This is a genomic window from Paenibacillus sp. GQ49 (genome assembly GCF_059759055.1).
Map to the genome: position 1 here is coordinate 460,660 of NZ_JCAXEL010000001.1, position 19,402 is coordinate 480,061.

At 46.4% G+C, this 19,402-nt stretch carries 14 protein-coding genes and 1 tRNA gene; 6 read left to right on the top strand and 9 right to left on the bottom strand.

Features of this window, described 5'->3' with window-relative positions; genetic code table 11:
- Positions 1–24 precede the first annotated feature (24 nt).
- The 5 genes from AC6CIF_RS02135 to AC6CIF_RS02155 form a co-directional block, all read right to left on the bottom strand.
- Positions 25–879, bottom strand: a complete 855-nt coding sequence (locus tag AC6CIF_RS02135) for a carbohydrate ABC transporter permease (RefSeq protein WP_164783106.1) — start codon at positions 877–879, stop codon at positions 25–27.
- Positions 880–915: 36 nt separating this feature from the next.
- Complete coding sequence (locus tag AC6CIF_RS02140; RefSeq protein ID WP_036609591.1) at positions 916–1,797, bottom strand: carbohydrate ABC transporter permease; 882 nt, start codon at positions 1,795–1,797, stop codon at positions 916–918.
- Positions 1,798–1,902: 105 nt separating this feature from the next.
- Entirely contained in the window at positions 1,903–3,216 is a 1,314-nt protein-coding gene (locus AC6CIF_RS02145) for an extracellular solute-binding protein (protein WP_498197637.1), read from the bottom strand.
- Positions 3,217–3,473: 257 nt separating this feature from the next.
- Positions 3,474–5,567, bottom strand: coding sequence for an acyltransferase family protein (locus AC6CIF_RS02150; protein ID WP_498197639.1), 2,094 nt, complete (start codon positions 5,565–5,567; stop codon positions 3,474–3,476).
- A 574-nt stretch (positions 5,568–6,141) separates the two neighbouring features.
- The gene (locus tag AC6CIF_RS02155) at positions 6,142–6,702 is read right to left on the bottom strand and encodes a flavin reductase family protein (RefSeq protein WP_498197640.1); all 561 of its coding nucleotides are present in this window, start codon (positions 6,700–6,702) and stop codon (positions 6,142–6,144) included.
- A gap of 233 nt (positions 6,703–6,935) precedes the next feature.
- On the opposite strand from AC6CIF_RS02155, the gene catA reads away from it, so the two are divergent.
- Positions 6,936–7,583 (top strand): type A chloramphenicol O-acetyltransferase, encoded by a 648-nt coding sequence (catA, locus tag AC6CIF_RS02160; protein WP_340903547.1) that lies wholly within the window; start codon positions 6,936–6,938, stop codon positions 7,581–7,583.
- Between the two features lie 82 nt (positions 7,584–7,665).
- Here the strand turns inward: catA and AC6CIF_RS02165 are convergent, their stop codons facing one another.
- A complete protein-coding gene (locus tag AC6CIF_RS02165) occupies positions 7,666–10,305 on the bottom strand; it encodes an adenosylcobalamin-dependent ribonucleoside-diphosphate reductase (RefSeq protein WP_498197642.1) in 2,640 nt (879 codons plus the stop codon).
- A 530-nt stretch (positions 10,306–10,835) separates the two neighbouring features.
- Between AC6CIF_RS02165 and AC6CIF_RS02170 the strand changes: the two genes are divergently transcribed.
- The 3 genes from AC6CIF_RS02170 to AC6CIF_RS02180 all read left to right on the top strand — a co-directional run bounded on the left by AC6CIF_RS02170 (position 10,836) and on the right by AC6CIF_RS02180 (position 14,897).
- The gene (locus tag AC6CIF_RS02170; RefSeq protein WP_498197644.1) at positions 10,836–12,599 is read left to right on the top strand and encodes a DEAD/DEAH box helicase; all 1,764 of its coding nucleotides are present in this window, start codon (positions 10,836–10,838) and stop codon (positions 12,597–12,599) included.
- A gap of 3 nt (positions 12,600–12,602) precedes the next feature.
- Positions 12,603–13,796, top strand: a complete 1,194-nt coding sequence (locus AC6CIF_RS02175) for a YqhG family protein (RefSeq protein ID WP_498197646.1) — start codon at positions 12,603–12,605, stop codon at positions 13,794–13,796.
- Between the two features lie 153 nt (positions 13,797–13,949).
- Positions 13,950–14,897, top strand: coding sequence for a hypothetical protein (locus AC6CIF_RS02180; protein ID WP_498197648.1), 948 nt, complete (start codon positions 13,950–13,952; stop codon positions 14,895–14,897).
- A gap of 154 nt (positions 14,898–15,051) precedes the next feature.
- On the opposite strand, the gene AC6CIF_RS02185 is transcribed toward AC6CIF_RS02180, so the two are convergent.
- A complete protein-coding gene (locus tag AC6CIF_RS02185; protein ID WP_036609606.1) occupies positions 15,052–15,270 on the bottom strand; it encodes a YqzE family protein in 219 nt (72 codons plus the stop codon).
- Between the two features lie 192 nt (positions 15,271–15,462).
- Between AC6CIF_RS02185 and AC6CIF_RS02190 the strand changes: the two genes are divergently transcribed.
- Positions 15,463–16,206, top strand: a complete 744-nt coding sequence (locus AC6CIF_RS02190) for an N-acetylmuramoyl-L-alanine amidase family protein (protein ID WP_498197651.1) — start codon at positions 15,463–15,465, stop codon at positions 16,204–16,206.
- Here AC6CIF_RS02190 and AC6CIF_RS02195 read toward each other — a convergent pair.
- Positions 16,181–17,020, bottom strand: a complete 840-nt coding sequence (locus AC6CIF_RS02195; protein WP_498197653.1) for a divergent polysaccharide deacetylase family protein — start codon at positions 17,018–17,020, stop codon at positions 16,181–16,183. The two genes, AC6CIF_RS02190 and AC6CIF_RS02195, sit on opposite strands and share 26 nt — an antisense overlap.
- Positions 17,021–17,429: 409 nt before the next feature.
- Between AC6CIF_RS02195 and xynC the strand changes: the two genes are divergently transcribed.
- Positions 17,430–19,124 (top strand): glucuronoarabinoxylan endo-1,4-beta-xylanase XynC, encoded by a 1,695-nt coding sequence (gene xynC / locus AC6CIF_RS02200; protein ID WP_498197655.1) that lies wholly within the window; start codon positions 17,430–17,432, stop codon positions 19,122–19,124.
- A 146-nt stretch (positions 19,125–19,270) separates the two neighbouring features.
- Here the strand turns inward: xynC and AC6CIF_RS02205 are convergent.
- Positions 19,271–19,355 (bottom strand) — tRNA-Leu (locus tag AC6CIF_RS02205).
- Positions 19,356–19,402 lie beyond the last annotated feature (47 nt).

Consider the following 19,402-nt stretch of genomic DNA (forward strand, 5'->3'; position numbering starts at 1 on the left):
CTCCTCCTCTGGATGCGCTTTCGCTTACCCTTTAACAGCTCCTGCGGTCATGCCTTTCATAACCTGTTCCTGGAATATAAGATACAGAATAATGGTTGGAATGACCGACAGGGTCATGGCAGCAAGCGTTAATCCGTAATCCGTCTGATATCCATCCGCAAAGTTCGCAATGGCCAGCGGTAACGTTTTCAATCCGGTTTTGTTGATGAATACAAGCGCAAATGAAAAGTCATTCCACGCATGCAGGAAACTCAGGATCGTAACCGTAGACAACGCAGGTACGGACATGGGTAACATGATCCGGGTAAACAGCCCCCAAAGTCCTGTTCCATCAATAAAAGCTGCCTCTTCAATATCACGTGGAACACTTGTCAGATAAGCAGTAAGCACAAAAATAGCCGTAGGCAATGCAAAAGCCGTGTAAGGTAATATTAAGGCCCAGTACGTATTCAGCAGGGACATCTGTTTCATTAAAATAAATAAGGGGACAAGTGTACTATGGATCGGAATGAGCATACCAACAACAAAGAAGGTCATGATTAACCCTTTCCAGCGAAACTGGAAACGAGCCAGGATGAATGAAGCCAGCGCTGCAATAAACAGCGTCAGAATAAGTGATCCCACCGATACGATTAGTGAATTGCCAAAAGCGGTCCCCAGCCTGGAGCTTTCCCATGCATTGCTGAAATTGGCAACATTCCAGTTTTCCGGCAGTCCAAAGGGCCGGCTATAGAAATCTTCATTTGTTTTGAATGCACTAATCACGAGCCAGTAGAACGGATACAATGTTAAAATACCATAGACCGTTAGCAGCGTCCAAACAATTCCGCTACGTAGGCGACGAATCGGATGACCCGAGCTGCTTCGTGGTGATGGCATGGATACAGGTGTCACGCGCATGATAGCCCCTCCTCTCTATTGATTCTCTTTTCGTTTGCGACTGGTTAGCCACTGGCTTGTTCCGATCAGCAGCAGGGAGATCAGTACGATGGTTGTTGAGATCGCACTACCAAAACCATATCGATATGTTGTAAAGGTTGAATTGTACATATACGTTGCAAGCAGTTCCGTCGCATGTGCCGGACCCCCTTTGGTCATGATGTAGACCAGATCGAATGATTTCAGACTACCCGAAATACATAGAATGATTGCAACCTGAACCGTACCCCAGATTATGGGCAAAGAGACCGATACCAGCTTCCGGATTCCTGAAGCACCGTCTATTTTGGCAGCATCATGAATCTCGCCTGGAATATTCTGCAACGCCGAGATGAAGATAATTAGATACAACCCAACAAAGCTCCAGAGCAGCGGTGGTACCAATGAGAAAATGGCAATCTTGTCATCGGAAAGCCATTGCAGCTTCCAACTTTCCAGCCCCAGAGCGTCCAGCAGAAAGTTCAATATCCCGATCTGCGGATGATAGATATACTGCCAGATCATACCGATAACGACAGTGGATAACACCATCGGCAGAAATACGGCTGAGCGCAGAAACCGCTGTAATGGATTACTTTTGTGTAAGATGACCGCCAACATCAGCGCTAACGGAATTTGTCCAAAGACCGATGCCAACACAAAGATAACGTTATTTTTCAGTGCCCGCCAAAATACAGGATCATGCCAGATCTCTACGTAATTATCCATACCAATATATTTGGATGCGCCGATGCCGGACCAGTTGAAGAAACCGTAGTATGCCGACCATACGACCGGTACAAATACAAACAATGCATAAATGATGACTGCCGGGGCCAGCCCCAGCATAATAAAACGCCGACTTCGCAGTGCGTTCATCTGTTCGCTTCCTCTCCTTGAATGAATGCCTTTCTCAACTTGCAACTGACTATCTCGTCCAGACTCAAAACCCCTCCCCTGCCGGGAAGGGGTTCTAACGAATGATTACTGACTAACTGCATTGGCTTGAGCCGCCTGAATTTTGGCTGCGATGTCTTCCGCCTTGCCGCCCATAAGCAACTCTTGCAACGCATTATTAATAACCTCAACCGTTGCCGATCCCAGCTTGGAATCGTATACTGGCGTGATCTTCACTTCCTGCATTAGATCATATAATTCTACGAACAATGGATGTGCTTTGGTTTTGTCCAGATCAATCTTGTAACTCACCAATGTGCTGCTATCCAATGTGGCCTTCTGACCATCAGGTCCTGCCAGCGCGTAGAACAGCTCCATCGCTGCCTCTTTTTGTGCGCCGCTCAGCTTTTTACTTACACCCAACCCGGTTCCCACAACACCGGATGTTGTTCTTGGTTCACCCTGACCTCCGTCCACTGGAGGAAGAATCGTAATATGGGTGTTGTTCAACACCTCTTCAGGTGCATTGTTCACCAGATTTGCCAAGGCCCATCCGCCGTTCATGACCATCGCTGCCTTACCTTGGAAATAAAGCTGCATCATCTGTGTCTCATCGATACTGTTGAATCCATCCTGGAATGCCTGGGTGTTGCCAAGCTCCTGCATCTTGTTCAAGGCTTCAATAAATTGCGGATCGGTAAAACTTGCACCATCTTGTGCTGCCGCTTTCAGGAACCAGTCTGTACCGGTAATCCGATCAGCCAGTGTACTGAATATCGTTGATTGAGCTACCCAGTTGGCCTTGTTGCCAAGTGCCATGGGGATAACTTTATTTTGATTAAAAGTAGCAATCGCTTGTTCCAGTTCCGCCCAGGTCTCAGGCACTTTTACGTTGTACTGCTTGAAAAGAGCTTCATTGTAATAGATGAATGAACTTGGCGCCAGATTCATCGGCACGGAGTAGATATTCCCGTCCACAGTGTATCCGTCCAGTGCATTCGGGATAAAGTTATCTTTCCACTCCGGCTTTGCGTCCAGCTCTGCATTAATGGGCTGTAACAGATCCCCTTTGACAAATTCCTTAGTCATGGCATCCGGCCACATCACGAACAGGTCTGGCATCTCGTTGGCAGCGGCCACCGTACGAAGCCGGGTTTTGAGACCATCTGTTGGCAGGCCTTCATCCACAACTTCAATATCTGGATGCGCCGCGCGAAAATCTTCAATAATTTTGCGCATCGCAACTGCCTTTGCATCCTGTCCGGTCCAGTTGTGCCAGAGTGTGACGGTTACTTTGTCATTGCCGCTGCCTCCTTCTGAAGTGTCCCCGCCAGCACAGCCAGCCAGAATAATGGAGAACAATGTTATTGCCAGGAAACCTGAAAGCCATTTTTTCAACATCTCTATAATCCCCCTCGGCGATTTGAATACACTTATTGTAAATGGTAACGCTATCATACCGTAAGGTGACGATCCACGGATGCAGGGGTGAAAAATATCGGTTCCCCTGTTTGGAATTTACTTTGCTGACTTATTGTTCATAACATATAAAAAGAGCCCTCACAATGAGAGCTCTTTCTTGTTGCAGCCGTCGGCTGCTTCACCCCAGGCTATATATAATGAATGAGTGCTAAATCGTATTAAATATGGATTGCGTATTATTGGATACTGTTTTTCACCAGTTCTGCAAAAGCTTCGGACCCTTGCGTAGTGAGATGTACGCCATCTTTTTCAAAATATTCGTCATGTCCCTCACTTGCACTGTTCCAGTCAATCAACGAGACATTGCTGTATTTGGATGCTGCCTCATTCAACGCCCTGTTCACCGTTCGTTCCCATGGACGAGGTACGCGCACAGTAACCAGATATACCCGATCCTCATCCTTCAGATAATCAAGCACAGCATTCAAGTTTTTGGAGTTAAAGGAACCATTCGTCCCGAGCTCCAGCACCACTTTGCTGCCCATTTGGTTGTTTTGCTTCAGACCTTCCAATACATCGCCTGCCTGCCACATCTGACGACCAACATGTCCGTCCACATACACTCCCGATATACTTTGCTCCAGATACGGTTTTGCATCCAAAATCACCGAATCTCCAATAACGGTATAATGAACCTTTCCATCCTCGGCAGGAGGAGCCGTTTCTTCATTGTCCTGAGATGAATCAGGTGCATCATCCGCATGATCCGTATTATCGGATTGATTCGCTCCAGCGTCATCTGGTGTATCATTCTCGTTAGTCACGGAGTCATCAGTCGGCTTATCTTCAGACTGACCGTCCTTGCCAGCATTCACTGAATTGTCTTGTTCGTCAGGTTTTGAATCTGGAGCAGACTCTCCTGTTGGCTTCTCATTTTTCCCCGGATCATCTTTCGTTCCTGCTTCCGGTTTATGGGTATGAGCATCGTTCTTTTGGCCAGAGCCTGACGTTCCTGTAATAGCCGGCAACACATCCTGTCCCTGTTCCTCCGCTACGGAATTCTCTCCATTTAATGTGTTGGACATCGATACCGAATGGGAATCGGAGTTCGCTGCATGGGAGACCATCATCTGAGATACCGTATAGGACAACAGCAGAATCGTCATCAACAGACCTGCCCTCTTCCACCATACGTTACGTATACCGATTGATGACCGCCCTCTTCCCCATAATCGGGACCAAGAATCACGGAATCCATTGTACCGAATCGGATTTTCAATATATTTAAGGGACAATGAGGCCAGTACAACCGTTGCAGCAACCTGTAAAATGATGCGTACAGGATGTGCTCCTCCCGTATCCACCGCGGGATTGGTTAAAATAATGACTGGATAATGCCACAGATATAATCCGTAGGATCGCTCTCCGATCCAGCGTAATGGCTTCGCACCAATGATACGTGCCAGGAAAGACGATGGGTGAGCCAACACCGCTACCAGCAACGTTGTTGCGATAGCCTGAAGCACCATGCCCCCTTGATACAGAAACGGATCATATTCACTGCTGTTCAGCATCATGTAGATTAACAAAGCAAGCGCAGCAAGTCCCGACACATCGAGCACAAGCCGGTTCATGCCAGACAGAGAGTTCGATAGCTTGCGACTAGGCCACACCACGGCAAGAGCAGCACCAGCAAGCAGTGCAAATGCCCGCGTGTCTGTTCCATAATATACACGGCTCGGGTCCAAATCCGGATTATACATGATGGCCATTGCGCCAGCAGATAATTCCGCTGCGACGACAATGAAAACGACCAGCCATCCCTTTCTTTTGAACACTACAATTGCTGCGATCAGTAGAAGAGGCCATATAAGATAAAATTGCTCTTCCACAGCCAGCGACCAGAAATGTCCAAACGGTGATGGAGGGCCAAAACTTTCGAAATAGGAAACGTTGTGAAAGATATACCACCAATTGCTTATGTATAATACACCCGAAACGATATCACCACGAAGTGCAGCAAGCCGGGATGGGTCTGTACAGGCCAACCAGATCATCACCACAGCTGTCATGGTCAGCATGCCTGGAAGCAAACGCCTTACCCGTCTTACCCAGAAATCACCGAGTGAAATGCGTCCATGTTCCTGCCACTGTGACACGAGAATATCTGTAATCAAATATCCCGAGAGAACAAAGAATATACCTACACCGAGCAGTCCGCCCGGAATAAAATCCAAATTCAGATGATACGCGATTACCGCAAGTACAGCGATGGCTCGCAAGCCGTCAAGTCCGTTCATATGTCTCTTACGATTTAACGATTGTGACATGCATGCCCCTCCTTGTTACTGTGAGTCAACAACATCGGTGTTGGGGGCATAAAGGAACTCCTGATCGTTCTGGTTGTCATTAACATACGTATTGCACCTTCCATCTTTCATTTACAGCATAAGAAAAGCTTCTGTTCGAAGCACTATCCGATGATGCGACATTCTGTGTGAATTCTATAATCTTAAAGAAGACGAGTTGCCTGTCCATTAAGTTTAATTATTAAAATATTCTTTATATTCATTCGTGAGTTCACGTTTAGCATTATACGCCCGAAATAAGCCTCATACTTTACAGGAATAGTTACAAACGATTAAACCGATGTAACCTTTCCTGCCAGCTCATATAGCTGTAAAATCATACTCTAATTTTGTCGTTAAATATAGTACTTTTCATCGAGTGGCTAAAATTACCTGTCTCACTTGCGCAAACCAGCATACCCACGCACACATCGATTGAAACAATTGAATTCATAACAAAAGGCTGCCGACTTGCTCAGCAGCCAATATCCATTATAAACCTATGTCAGACCGGATTGAAAGTTTTGCTCATAATTGCTTCTTCTTGCCTAGGACCCTAGAGGTGGAACGGGTGAATCTTTTCTTCTGTCCTCGCATCCATGATCCGGTATGCTGAACGCCCTGTGTACATTGGGATTTGCAACTTCTCCAGATCAACCATTCCATTCTCCAGAAAGTACTTCTGATCCTGATATCGCTGCAACACTTCGCCTGCAATCCATTCATGGTCACCATATGTCGTAATATCCATAACCTTGCATTCATAAGCAAAATAAGCGTCTGTCAACATGGGTACACTTACCTTGATTCCTTCCTCATACGGAATGCCGAATCTTGTGAATTTATCCGTATCTCTCCCACTGAACGTTCCTGCAGCTTGAATCCACTCTGATCGATGACCTGGCAGGAAATGAACACCGAATACGCCACTCTTCTCAATGAGTTCATAGGAGTATGTTTCCTTACGAAGCGAGATGCCATATACGCCTGGTGATGATCCGATGTATGTATGCCATCCGGACGCCATCATATTCTGGACTCCCTCATGACGTGAAGTCACCACCGCTACCATTCCAGGATAAGAATAAAATATGGGTTCTTCTATCGGCTGACGCATCTAATCCCCTCTCTTCTTCGTTATAAAGACAACTTTAATTATAATGGAATGAAACAGGTTGAAACAGCGTTTTGCAGACAATTTCGCTATAAGCGTCACATTCAGTATCATGTTATACTGAGATGGATCAATTTCTAAAAATACGATACTGGGAATGTGATAGGATATGGTCAAATCAGTCAAATATACCTCCTAAATAAAAGACAATATTCAAATTTAGGAGGTTATAACTTATGTTTAATTCAATCGTGTTAGATCAGTGGGATCGAAAGCCATACTTTGACCACTACTTGAATCAGGTCAGATGTACCTACAGCATAACTGCTAATCTGGATATCACTCTATTGATCAACGAACTGAAGCTTAAAGGATTGAAGTTCTATCCGGCTCTTATTCATATGATCTCTACGGTCGTCAATGCACACAGGGAATTTCGAACTTGTTTTGACGCCGAGGGGAGATTGGGCTATTGGGACGAAATGTCTCCGAGTTATACGATTTTTCATGAGGACAACAAAAGTTTCTCAACGATCTGGACGGCATTCCATGAAGATTTCGAGACGTTCCACATTCGTTATCTGGAAGATATGAAGAATTACAAAGATCACAAACAATTTGTTGCCAAACCCAATGAACCGCCAAATACTTTTCCCGTTTCCAGTATTCCTTGGGTGAACTTTACGGGATTTAATCTGAATATTTACAATGAGGGAACCTACTTGTTGCCTATTTTCACGATGGGGAAATATGTACAACAGAACGATAAAGTATATCTTCCCTTATCCGTTCAGTTACATCACGCCGTGTGCGACGGCTACCATGCTGGTGTTGTATTTAATGAATTGCAGTCACTTGCAGATCGATGCCAGGATTGGTGTTAGTTAGCTAAATGACAAAAAGGCACTCCTGACTTCATGATGGAGTCAGGAATGCCTTTCTTTTGCTCTTTTTTTCAAAAGATATTTAATTGCACTTACTGTACCCGCAGTTGCTGCATGTTTTGCATCCTTCCACATTCATCAGGGATGCCGAGCCGCATGAAGGACATAAATCTCTCGATTCGGTAAAGGTTTTCTGATCCTCCACTTTTGGATACGTGCTCTCCACTTGACTCTGTTCTTGTAATGCTCCAGTTTTGTTCTCCTGCACATCGCTCTGTACATGACTTTCCAATGCTTTGGCGACTGCATCAGCAATCGATTCAACCCTATTGGCTCCGAAACCAATCGCTCCCGAACCACCGATTCCCTTGAGATGTTTGATCAACAGTTCCACCTTGTGCCCATGATCTCCGTATCGAAGGAACAGAGAGCATACTCGACCGAGTGCCTCAGCCATGGCAAACACATCCGATCCCGCTTTGCCCACGTTCAGGAAGATCTCACCCGGGGTTCCCTCCAGATCATTGATCGTAATGTAAGCCATACCAAATGGCGTATTGATTTTGTATGTCGCACCGCGCAGTACTTGAGGACGGCTTCTGTATTGTTTATCCAGTACTGTAGAAGAGGACGGGGCTTGATCAGAAGAATGCGTTCTAACACCAACCTGGCTATTGGAAGTTCCATCACTTGCCTGTACTTCAGCATTATTCGGGTTTTCTATAGCAGATACGACTGTCTTCTCTTCAGCTTCCGCCGTGTTCTGATCTTCACCTTGAGTCTCTTCCTTCTTCGACGTGGACAACACCTGCACATCCCTGCTGCCATCACGGTATATCGTTACTCCCTTGCAGCCAAGATCGAAGGCTAGTTCATATAATTCTGCTGTATCTTCCACTGTGAAATCAGCCGGACAGTTAGCCGTCTTGGAGATTGAACTATCCACCCATTGCTGAATCGTTGCCTGCACCCGTATGTGATTCTCAGCCGACAAATCCATCGCCGTCACATAATAGTCTGGTAAAGCTTCACCCGGATGTTCATCCAGCCAGTCTTGTGCAATCGGTACGAACTGTTCATCATAACCTAGACGGCTTTGACGGAAATACTTGAAGGCGAAATACGGCTCAATACCTGTTGATGTGCCCACCATCGTACCTGTACTTCCCGTTGGCGCTTGTGTGATCAGTGTGACATTTCGAATGCCCTGTTTACGGATGGCCTCTCCCACTTCAGGGTACGTCGCAACCATGTTTTTCATGAATCCACTCTGTAAATACGGTTCAGCTTCGAAAGCTGGAAAAGCTCCCTTCTCTGCTGCAATCTCTGCCGATGCCAGATAGGCCTCCTTCGCCATGAATCCATACAGTTTATCCAGAAAAACAAGAGATTCAGGACTGCCGTATCGAATACGCAGCTTAATCATCAGCTCTGCCAGTCCCATTGTGCCAAGCCCAACCCGGCGTTCACGCTGCTGATTCAGTCTATTTTCCTCAAAATGATATGGTGTTGCATCGATAACATTGTCCAAAAATCTAGTCGAGATGCGAGTGGTTTCCGCCAGTTCATCCCATGCCACATCATGATTTGTTTCATTGTAGAATTTGGACAGATTAATGGCAGACAGATTACATACACCCCAGCCAGGCAGGCCTTGTTCCCCGCACGGATTAGTACAGATAATCGGATTGAAGTACCAGCTGTTGGACATCTGGTTATAGTACTCCATGAATACCACACCAGGCTCTGCCGATTTCCAGGCTGATTCAATAATGGTATGCCAGATTTCGCGAGCCTTCAGTGTACGATAGTGCACCACCGAATGACCTGCGGCTTTCCACTGCTGCATATCCCCGTTCCACTCGGTATCATAGTCTGGATCGTTTGTATCGGGGAAAACCAAGTCCCAATCACCGTCCTGCTTGACAGCCTCCATAAATGCGTTGCTCACACATACAGACAGATTGGCATTGGTCACCTGCCCCATCGTTTGTTTCACGGTAATAAAATCAAGCACATCCGGATGCCAGTCATTCATCATCAGCATGAGCGCACCCCGGCGGCTCCCACCCTGTTCAATCAGTCCAGTCGTATAACTGAACAATCCTCCCCACGATACGGAACCGCTGGATGATCCGTTGACACCTTTCACCACCGCTCGGCGAGGACGCAAAGAGGACAAATTAATGCCAACACCTCCCCCACGTGCCATAATCTCCGTCATCTCGGTCAAAGTCTTCATGATGCCACCCCGACTGTCTTGCGGAGACGGAATGACATAACAATTGAAAAGTGTTAACTCATCGCTTGCCCCCGCACCGGCAGCAATGCGGCCTCCGGGTACTAACTTCCAATCTTCCAGCACAGAGCGGAACTTGGATTCCCACGTTGCCCGCTGCTCGGCTGTGGATTCGACAGAAGCCATCGCTTTGGCAAGACGGTCCCACATCTCTTCCGGTGTTTTTTCTATGTTGAGTGTCAATTTCTCCACGTTTGTCTCGATGATCTCTCCGCTTCGAGTCCTTACCTGTACAAGCTGACCCTGACGTTCTATGATTTCGCCCACTTCCTTGGTTGGGAACTTCGGATCATCCTTCGTTAATACCAATACCACATCTCCAACCTTGGCATGATTCGAATCAGCGTCCTTCCAGGCGTATCGGTCCAGAAATATTTTTTCGCTAAGTCCTTCTAATTGGTACGATCGTTGGTTCGATTTCATCGCTACATTCAACCTCCCCGGTATAAAGCTCCATTTTCACTATAAGAGTAAATTATGACGATACACCACATATAGTGATATAAATCCAGTATAATACACCATATATTGATTTTCCATATGACTTTTATCACAGACCTTATTTTATAGACTCCCCTGCTCGGACAATCTTCTTCACACACCCTCATACGCATGAATACGATATCTGTGAATTTTTTTGGGACAGAAAAAAAATGTGCCTTTACTAAATTTCTGGGTTCAATATAAGTTAAACTAATCATTTGCACGTCAACGGAGAGGACAGAAAAAACCTGAAAAAGCGAAGCGTTCGCCTTTATCCCCGGGTTTTCCCCCTTTGGACAAGGGAATCAAAAAAATCTGGGGATAACAGCGATTGGAAGGTTATTCTGTCATCGGAGTGACAAGTGTAAATATTCCTTATTTGAACCCACATAGTTATGAACTGACTCTCATTCGTCCATACTATTACCTACGAATAAAACGTCATCACGTATGGCAGGGGAGGAAACACCATGAACCGGAAAAACCCGCACCACACGAATCAACCTGTAGCCGAGCTGCCCGTTCCGTTGGAATTTGATCGAAGCTGGATTAATCAATTGGAATCACGACTGGATAAAGGAGGTCCTTGGGGGGATTATCGACTCTTCCAACTCGGCATTCAAGCCGAAGAGACCAACCTGATTCCCAATTTTGACGAGATCCAATGTCTCAAGCATCTACAAGGTCTCACTCCACTCCCTCACCAGATGGACACTGCACGCAGAGTATTATTTGAAATGTCAGGCCGGGCCATTCTCGCCGATGAGGTGGGTCTGGGCAAAACCATTGAAGCCGGTCTCATTCTGAAAGAATATATGGTTCGAGGTCTTGTATCCAAGGTACTCATTCTCGTGCCAGCCTCTCTTGTGTTGCAATGGGTACGGGAGTTGAATTCAAAATTTGGCATCCCTGCTATTGCCCAGAAAAAGGCCTATTCCTGGCAGAATGAAGTGGTTGTTGCTTCCATGGATACAGCCAAACGTGACCCGCATAAAGATATGCTGCTGAATACTGATTACGACATGATTATTATTGACGAGGCTCATAAACTCAAAAACAAGAAAACAACCAACTATCAATTCATGCTGAAATTGCGCAAAAAGTATTGCCTGCTGCTCACAGCTACACCTGTGCAGAACGATATGAGTGAATTGTTCAATCTGATCAACCTACTGAAGCCCGGTCAACTAGGTCGTCAGGGTGACTTTGCGGCCAACTTTGTTGTAGACAAACGGGTTCCGAAAAATCAGGAACAGCTTAAAAACGAGTTATCCAAAGTCATGATTCGTAACCGTCGCGGCGAAGGCCCTGTTCAATTTACCAAACGGAACGTCTCCAACGTGAATCTGCAACTATCGCCCGAAGAACAAGCGCTTTATGATGGCGTGACTTCCTTTGTCAAAGACCAGTACCAGGAAGCTGGCGGCAATCTGAGCAGCATGCTCTCCCTTGTTACATTGCAGCGTGAAGTGTGCAGCAGTCGGGATGCTGTATTTGTGACGCTGGTTAATCTGTCGAAGAAACTTCCGCTAGACTCTCCCCTTCGGGACAAGATTTGGGAACTCGTTGCCCATATTAAAGCGATCAAGGAAAATACCAAAGCCGAGAAAACAATGGAACTGATTCGGAACATGAATGAAAAAGTAATTATCTTCACCGAATACCGGGCCACGCAGGAGTATCTGCTAAACTATTTCCGCAACAATGGGCTTACGGCTGTACCCTATCGGGGTGGTATGAATCGTGGCAAAAAGGACTGGATGATGGATCTCTTCCGCGGGCGTGTGCAGGCCATGATTGCAACCGAAGCGGGTGGTGAGGGCATTAATCTGCAATTTTGCCATCATATGATCAACTTTGATCTGCCTTGGAACCCTATGCGGGTAGAGCAGCGGATCGGCCGGGTACACCGGCTTGGGCAGCAAAATGACGTGAACATCTTCAATTTATCTACGACTGGAACCATTGAGGAACATATTCTGAGTCTGCTGCATGAGAAGATCAATATGTTTGAAATGGTGATCGGCGGGCTGGATGTCATTCTCGAACGGCTGGAGAAAAAGGAGTCTATTGAGAAAAGTTTGTACAAAATCATATTGGAATCACAAACTGATGAAGATATTCGCCGTAAAATGGACTCACTTGGACAATCGCTGAACTCCATTCAACGTGAGGTTGCCGATGAAGGCCCTGCCGTATCCGGGTTGTTAGATCTTCGCAAAGGAGGTAGCTAACTCATGACCATGTCTCCCCATGAAGTGCAGGCTTATGTTCTCACCTATCTGGAAGCACTCGATTGTCAGATTATGGAGCGTTCCCCTGCCCATGTTACAGTCAAACTCTCACCTGAGGCGGACAAAGCGTTGACCAATCGCCCCTATTATTGGGGGTTCGTGGAACGAACCGGAGCACCCGCTGAGACGATGTCCTTTACATTTATATTTGATCCTGACAGGTATCAGCAGGCCATTGAAGCAGCAGAAGCCAAAGCTGCGCAAGCATCACCTCCTGTTGTGCCTAACCCTGCTGGAACGAATGGCTTAACCAACGGCAGTCCTCAAGACGAGCCAGCAAAAGAAACTATTCTAGGCCGTTACTTCGGTATTACGCCATCCCTGCCACAGCTGGGGCCAGGACGAATATTACGTGAAGAAGTGGTGTACGGCAGTCGCAGACTCCAGCAGATTTTCGGCGCTGCCCGTGAAGGCGGTGCCTTCGTGAACCTGTTCGAACAGGCTGCCAAACGGCAATTGCGGGCTACAGCGCCAGCCGTATATGAGCCTTGGCTTGGTGTGTGTTTCAAGGTGGAATTCGCCTGTGATTTGAAACGGGAGGAATTACACTTTCTCGGCATCTCCCTTCGCTCGGGTGAAATTATAGAAAAATTCGGCACCAAGCTAAACCGACGTGATCTTAGTCCGAGACTTGCGGAGAACATGCATGTACAGACAGCTAAAGTTTCGTTATTTGATGCCGGAGCTGCTTTGGAATCTCATTTGACGAACCGCTTGCTGGAACTCGATTATAGCTGGGCCGAGAAAGCCCAAGAGCGGCTTGATCTGGAGCTGGACGTGTTGGACACCTACTATGAAGCGGTACTCCGAGAAGATACGCCTGAGGTAGAATCATCAGGTAAGATAACCTCGGAGAAGGAAAATGTCCATTCTAACCGCACGCCACCTGTACCACTGAAAAAAGTTCTGGATATCACTAACGCTAAACCCATTGGAGCAGATGTAGAACTGGCGGCAGAAGCCGCAGTACCGATCGACTCCGAGACAGATGCCGAAGAAGAGAAAGCAAAACAGGCAGTAATAGATCGTGAAGCTATGAAATTGCAGTATGAGACACGCCGTACCGAGATGATCTGGCAATATGAACCCAAAGTGAAAGTGACTGCCATTAGCAGCGGCATGTTTCACTTAAGATAGACGAAGACACTACTTTTCCTGCAAATGCTGGCAAAAGTAGTGTTTATTCATGATCGGCTGCCCGACAGGTTGCGGCAACCTTTGCATAGCCTGTCCCCTAGAATGAAACTAGGACCCGCTCAGGTAACGGATAAATGAAAAGTAGGTGTAAATTTGAAACGATTCTTTCATACGTGTTGGAACAACGCTCGGAAAACAACCTGTATAACCTTGGGCTTGCTCAGTTGTCTTGCCCTATTCTCTTTTTGGTCGATAGCCAATGCAGAGGAACAAGAAACGTCTTCACTAGCTCCCGCTGCTGTACAACGGTTTGCAGAGCAACAAGCTGTTGCACTTGGCTCAGTTGATACCGAAGCGCATTGGAAGAACGCTGACCTGGACTTTTACCCTCTGGGTCCGGGTACACATAGCTGGCTCGTGCAAGCTGAGTTTGAAGGAAAACCTATCGGATATATGATTATTACGGCCACAGAGCAGGGTCAGATGATGCTTAGTGAATATGGTCATGGAGAAGAGTCACCATACAACAATGAACTTCTTGGACAAGCCTTGGATCGGCAACATGTTAACCTTGAGGCATTACTTGCTGGCGGAGGAGAGCTTCATCTTGGTTATACTCTTCCCCTGCTGGCTTATTGGAAAGTGGAACAACCTAACCATCCTGCACTTTATATTGATGCTACGAACGGAGATGTACTGCCCTCAGAGTTCCTGAACCTGCTGGAGGCTGATTCCAAACAGACCTCTGTCAGCATAACTGATTTATCCACAACGCCATCTTTATCAGTCGACCCACTTCATCTCCGACCCGTCTTCAATCCGACTGACAATCTGTTGTGGATTACCTCCAAGCCTGTTGATGCCGACCGGGCAAAAGATGTGATACAACACGGGGAGAAGCAAAAGATTGTTTTCTCAGCTGGTGATCGTAACGTTGTATACGGCGGTCCTCTACCTGTTAGCGGTTATCAGCTGTGGCATACAGATCAGGTAGCAGAGTCTATTCTATATGTAGCGCTAGGTGGAAAATCATCCATTCAACGCTTTGTCCCTTTGAGCACATTGCAGCAAGATGGCCATTTTTACATCTTGAAGCCCTGACCATCAGCTAACTCTACAGATCATTCAGATAACGTTAAAACTATAAACATCCACAACAAATAAGACGCCTTCCCATGAATTAAAGGGATTGCGTCTTTTGGTTTTACATTAGGGCGTGTCTTCAAACTCGCTGAGTCAAGTTGGTAAGCGATCGTTACCCTTTGCCCGAAGAACTTCGTTTATGAGACTGTGTATCGAATTCTTTTTCCTTTTTCCCCACCCACAGGGATACAGCGAAAGGGATCATACCAAACCACTTCATCGCCCACGGCTCTTTCCTTTTGGTGCGACCTTTCCGCTCATCCTTCGGCGTATCGATATAATGAACAACACGCTGCGTAATGTATTTTACCAACTCATCACTTTTGGCCATAATTCTGCCTCCTTCGCTCCTGCACATTTGCGGAGCTTACGATATCTATTGTGTGCAGGATGTGGACTGGTTAAACATTTTTTTATTGAAAGAAGTATGAAAACCCTCAGAATGCACAGTCTAATGCCAAAGGTATCCATCGAGTCATTAATCTGCATTCGATACCTATTTCATGAAGGAGTGTGTATTCCCATGTATAAGCTGCTGACCGCTTCGGTAGCCTTGCTAATCAGCTTCCATTGCCTTCTCATGCTGCCCCATGTGGCTTATGGAAAAGCAGCCCCGTCCCAGAACAGTCCATCCATGCTGCCAGTGACCGATGGAGATGCTTATCGCTCAAGTCATCATGCCTTTGCAGCACCGGTTATCCTGCTCGATGTAGGCCATGGCGGTATTGACGGTGGTACGTCAGCCCAAGGTGTGCTGGAAAAAGATATCAACCTGGCCATTAGCCAAAAGGTCTATCTGCTGCTTCGCAGCAAAGGTTATGCCGTTATCATCAATCGACTTGGTGATTATGCACTTAGTGATGAGAACCGCTGGCTGAACAGCCGCTCCCGTCATACCAGAGATCTTGCCCAACGTAAAAGCCTTAGCGAAGAAGTAAGTACAGATATCGTGGTCAGCATTCATGCGAACTGGAGTCCCCGATCGAATGTACACGGCCCGGTGGTACTACACCAGAAAGAAGGAAGGAGTTATTTGCTGGCCCAATCCATTCAGGATGCCATGAACAAGTTGTACGGAACAGAGCACGGGGTCGTATGGGGCAAGCCCTTTTATTTATTGAATTACGTGAAACAACCTGCCGTTATCGTCGAAACCGGATTTTTGAGCAATGCGACAGATCGAGCCAGAATGAATGATCCCGCTGAGCAAAAACGAATCGCCCAGTCCATTGCCAATGGCATTATTTATTACCTGTCGGTAGTGTAGGAGCAGAATGCCATTGCCACACATCTCGAACCAGATCACCAATTCCTACAAATTGAACCTGATTTTGCAGACGGGAGACGGATTCCCGAATTACTGCGGATGTGTTCATCCCCGAATGACCGACATGACCAATGACAACACAGATATCCTTATCGATCGCACGCTGAGCAGCCAGATCCATTTGCTTGCGAATATGTTGCTTGGAGTTTTGATCATCCAGAAAAATGTCATTACCTACAGGTGGCATATTTTTGGATACGGCCAGTTCCCCCACCACGGAGCGAAAGTTCGTACGGCTGTCTACAAAGAAGAGGCCCCGCTCCTTGCATACATCGAGCACAATGGACATGATGCGTTTATCGGAAGTGATTTTGGAACCCATATGATTGTTCATGCCAATGGCGTGGGGCACATCATCAATTGCTTTCTCCACACGTGAGCGGACTTCTTCATCTGTTAGATTGGATGTGATTGCACCCGGGCCCAGCCACTCGGGTTTCCCCTTCTTGGGCTCCATCGGCATGTGTACAATGACGTCCATGCCTTTCTCATGTGCAGCTATCGCATCTTTCTTCGTTGTTGTCAAAAAAGGCATGACCGCTACCGTTAGTTTAACTGGCATCGCCAGGATCTCTGCCGTACCCTTCATGTCATTACCAACATCATCAATGATAATCGCTAACCGTTTGTGATTCGATGTGGACTCTGAAGCTGCGGCTGTTGGCCCTCCTACTGATATGCCCGCGTAAATCACAATCAAAAATGCCATGATACCTGCAATGAATCGATGAATCTTTCTCTTTACCTTCATCATGATTCCCTCCCCGTAACTTCTGTGATCTCATTGTTTGATAATGAAGGGAGGAATATGTAAGCCAAAGCCTTCCTTAATAACAACATCCCCGCCATTGGAGACCTCTATCTCAAGCGAAGATCTCCATCATTCCCGTTTTCTCCTTAAGCATTCAGACAAGAACTGTCATTGAACAGTTAGAAAATAGAGATTAATTAGAAAAAATACTGTAATTTGTCAGGTTTTCAGTTTAGGAATTATTTAGTAGAATCAACAAATGTAAGAGGTTATGTGCTTCATTTCATTCCTATGATTTATGGAAGGAGGTTTTGAAAGGGTTTACATAAAATAAATGCCAGACAATCCGCTATTCTTGTTTGTTATCCCTGGTCGCGGTTTCTCTATGTAACATTTACTATTATCGAGGAGGATGAAAGTAGTGAAATTCAAACTAAAAAAGACGATTAATGTTCTTTTGGCCTGTTTAACAGCCCTGCCTTTGATGTTAACCCCGACAAATGTGTCAGCAGCCAGCGATGCCAACATTAATTTGTCCTCAGAAAAACAGCTGATCAAAGGCTTTGGGGGCATTAACCTTCCTGCCTGGATTGGTGATCTGACTCCCGCTCAACGTGAAACTGCTTTTGGTAATGATCAGAATCAGTTAGGCTTCTCAATTCTCAGGATCTACGTTGATCCAGATTCTAATAACTGGTACCGTGAAGTTGCCACAGCCAAACGAGCTATCGAAAAGGGTGCTATTGTATTCGCATCCCCATGGAATCCTCCAAGCAGCATGGTTGAAACGTTTAACCGCAATGGGGACACCAATGCCAAACGTCTGAAATATGACAAATATGCCGCCTATGCGCAACATCTGAACGACTTTGTAACCTACATGAAAAATAACGGCGTAGATCTGTATGCCATTTCTGTGCAAAATGAACCCGATTATGCTCATGACTGGACCTGGTGGACTCCACAAGAGATCCTTCGATTCATGAAAGAAAATGCCGGGTCCATTCAAGGTACCAAAGTCATGGCGCCTGAATCCTTCCAATACTTAAAGAACATATCCGACCCAATTCTGAATGATCCGCAGGCACTTGCCAACATGGACATTCTGGGAGCACATACGTATGGAACCCAGATTTCGAATTTTGCCTACCCTCTCTTTAAGCAAAAAGGAGCCGGTAAAGAACTGTGGATGACTGAGGTGTATGTTCCAAACAGTGATAACAATTCAGCAGACCGCTGGCCTGAAGCATTAGACGTTTCCTATCACATGCACAATGCCATGGTAGAAGGTGATTTCCAGGCCTATGTGTGGTGGTACATCCGCAGACAGTATGGTCCGATGAAAGAGGATGGTACCATAAGCAAACGCGGGTATAATATGGCTCATTTCTCTAAATTCGTGCGTCCAGGCTATCTGCGAGTCGATGCAACGAAAAATCCGGATACGAATACCTTTGTCTCTGCCTACAAAGGTGATAACAAAGTCGTCGTCGTGGCGATTAACCGTGGAACTTCGGCTACAAGCCAAAAATTCGTTCTACAGAACGGTAATGCCTCCACAGTATCCTCATGGATCACGGACAGCAGTCGAAACCTGGCAAGCGGATCCCCGCTTACCGTATCCAATGGAGCCTTCACGGCACAGCTCCCGCCTCAGAGCGTAACAACGTTTGTTGCCAACGTTACTGGCGGAAACAGCGGCGGGAATACAGGCAGTGGTACTACGTATGAAGCCGAGACCGGAACGTCACTTACGGAAGCTGCCATTGAAACAATCTACCCCGGTTACACTGGCTCCGGGTATGTTAACTTCAATGCGATGACTGGTTCAGCCATTCAATGGAACGGCATTAATAACACTATAACAGGTACCAAAAACGTAAAGTTTCGTTATGCGCTGGAAAGCGGCACTCGGAACCTCGACATTTTTGTTAACGGAACCAAAGTCATTAGCAACGAGCCTTTTCCGGCTACGGGAAGCTGGTCCACTTGGGTTGAAAAAACAATACAGGTCCCCATGAACACGGGGACCAATACATTGAAAGTGGTTACCACCGGATCGGAAGGACCGAATATTGACAGCGTTAATGTTACCGCAGCACAATAAACGTTCCGTATGGCTGATGGAAGACCCTTTGCTGTACGTGCAGCTAAGCACTAACCTCATCGATACTCGAGTCTAAAGTTAGTGTTATATCAAAAAATGCAAAAAAAAGACTCCTTGAGCGTTAGCTTATGGAGTCTTTTTTTAGATGCGGTCGAGAGGACTCGAACCTCCACGGGGGGTTAGCCCACACGGACCTGAACCGTGCGCGTCTGCCAATTCCGCCACGACCGCATATTGTATCTCCGAGATCAATATCGGCGACAAGAAATAATATATCA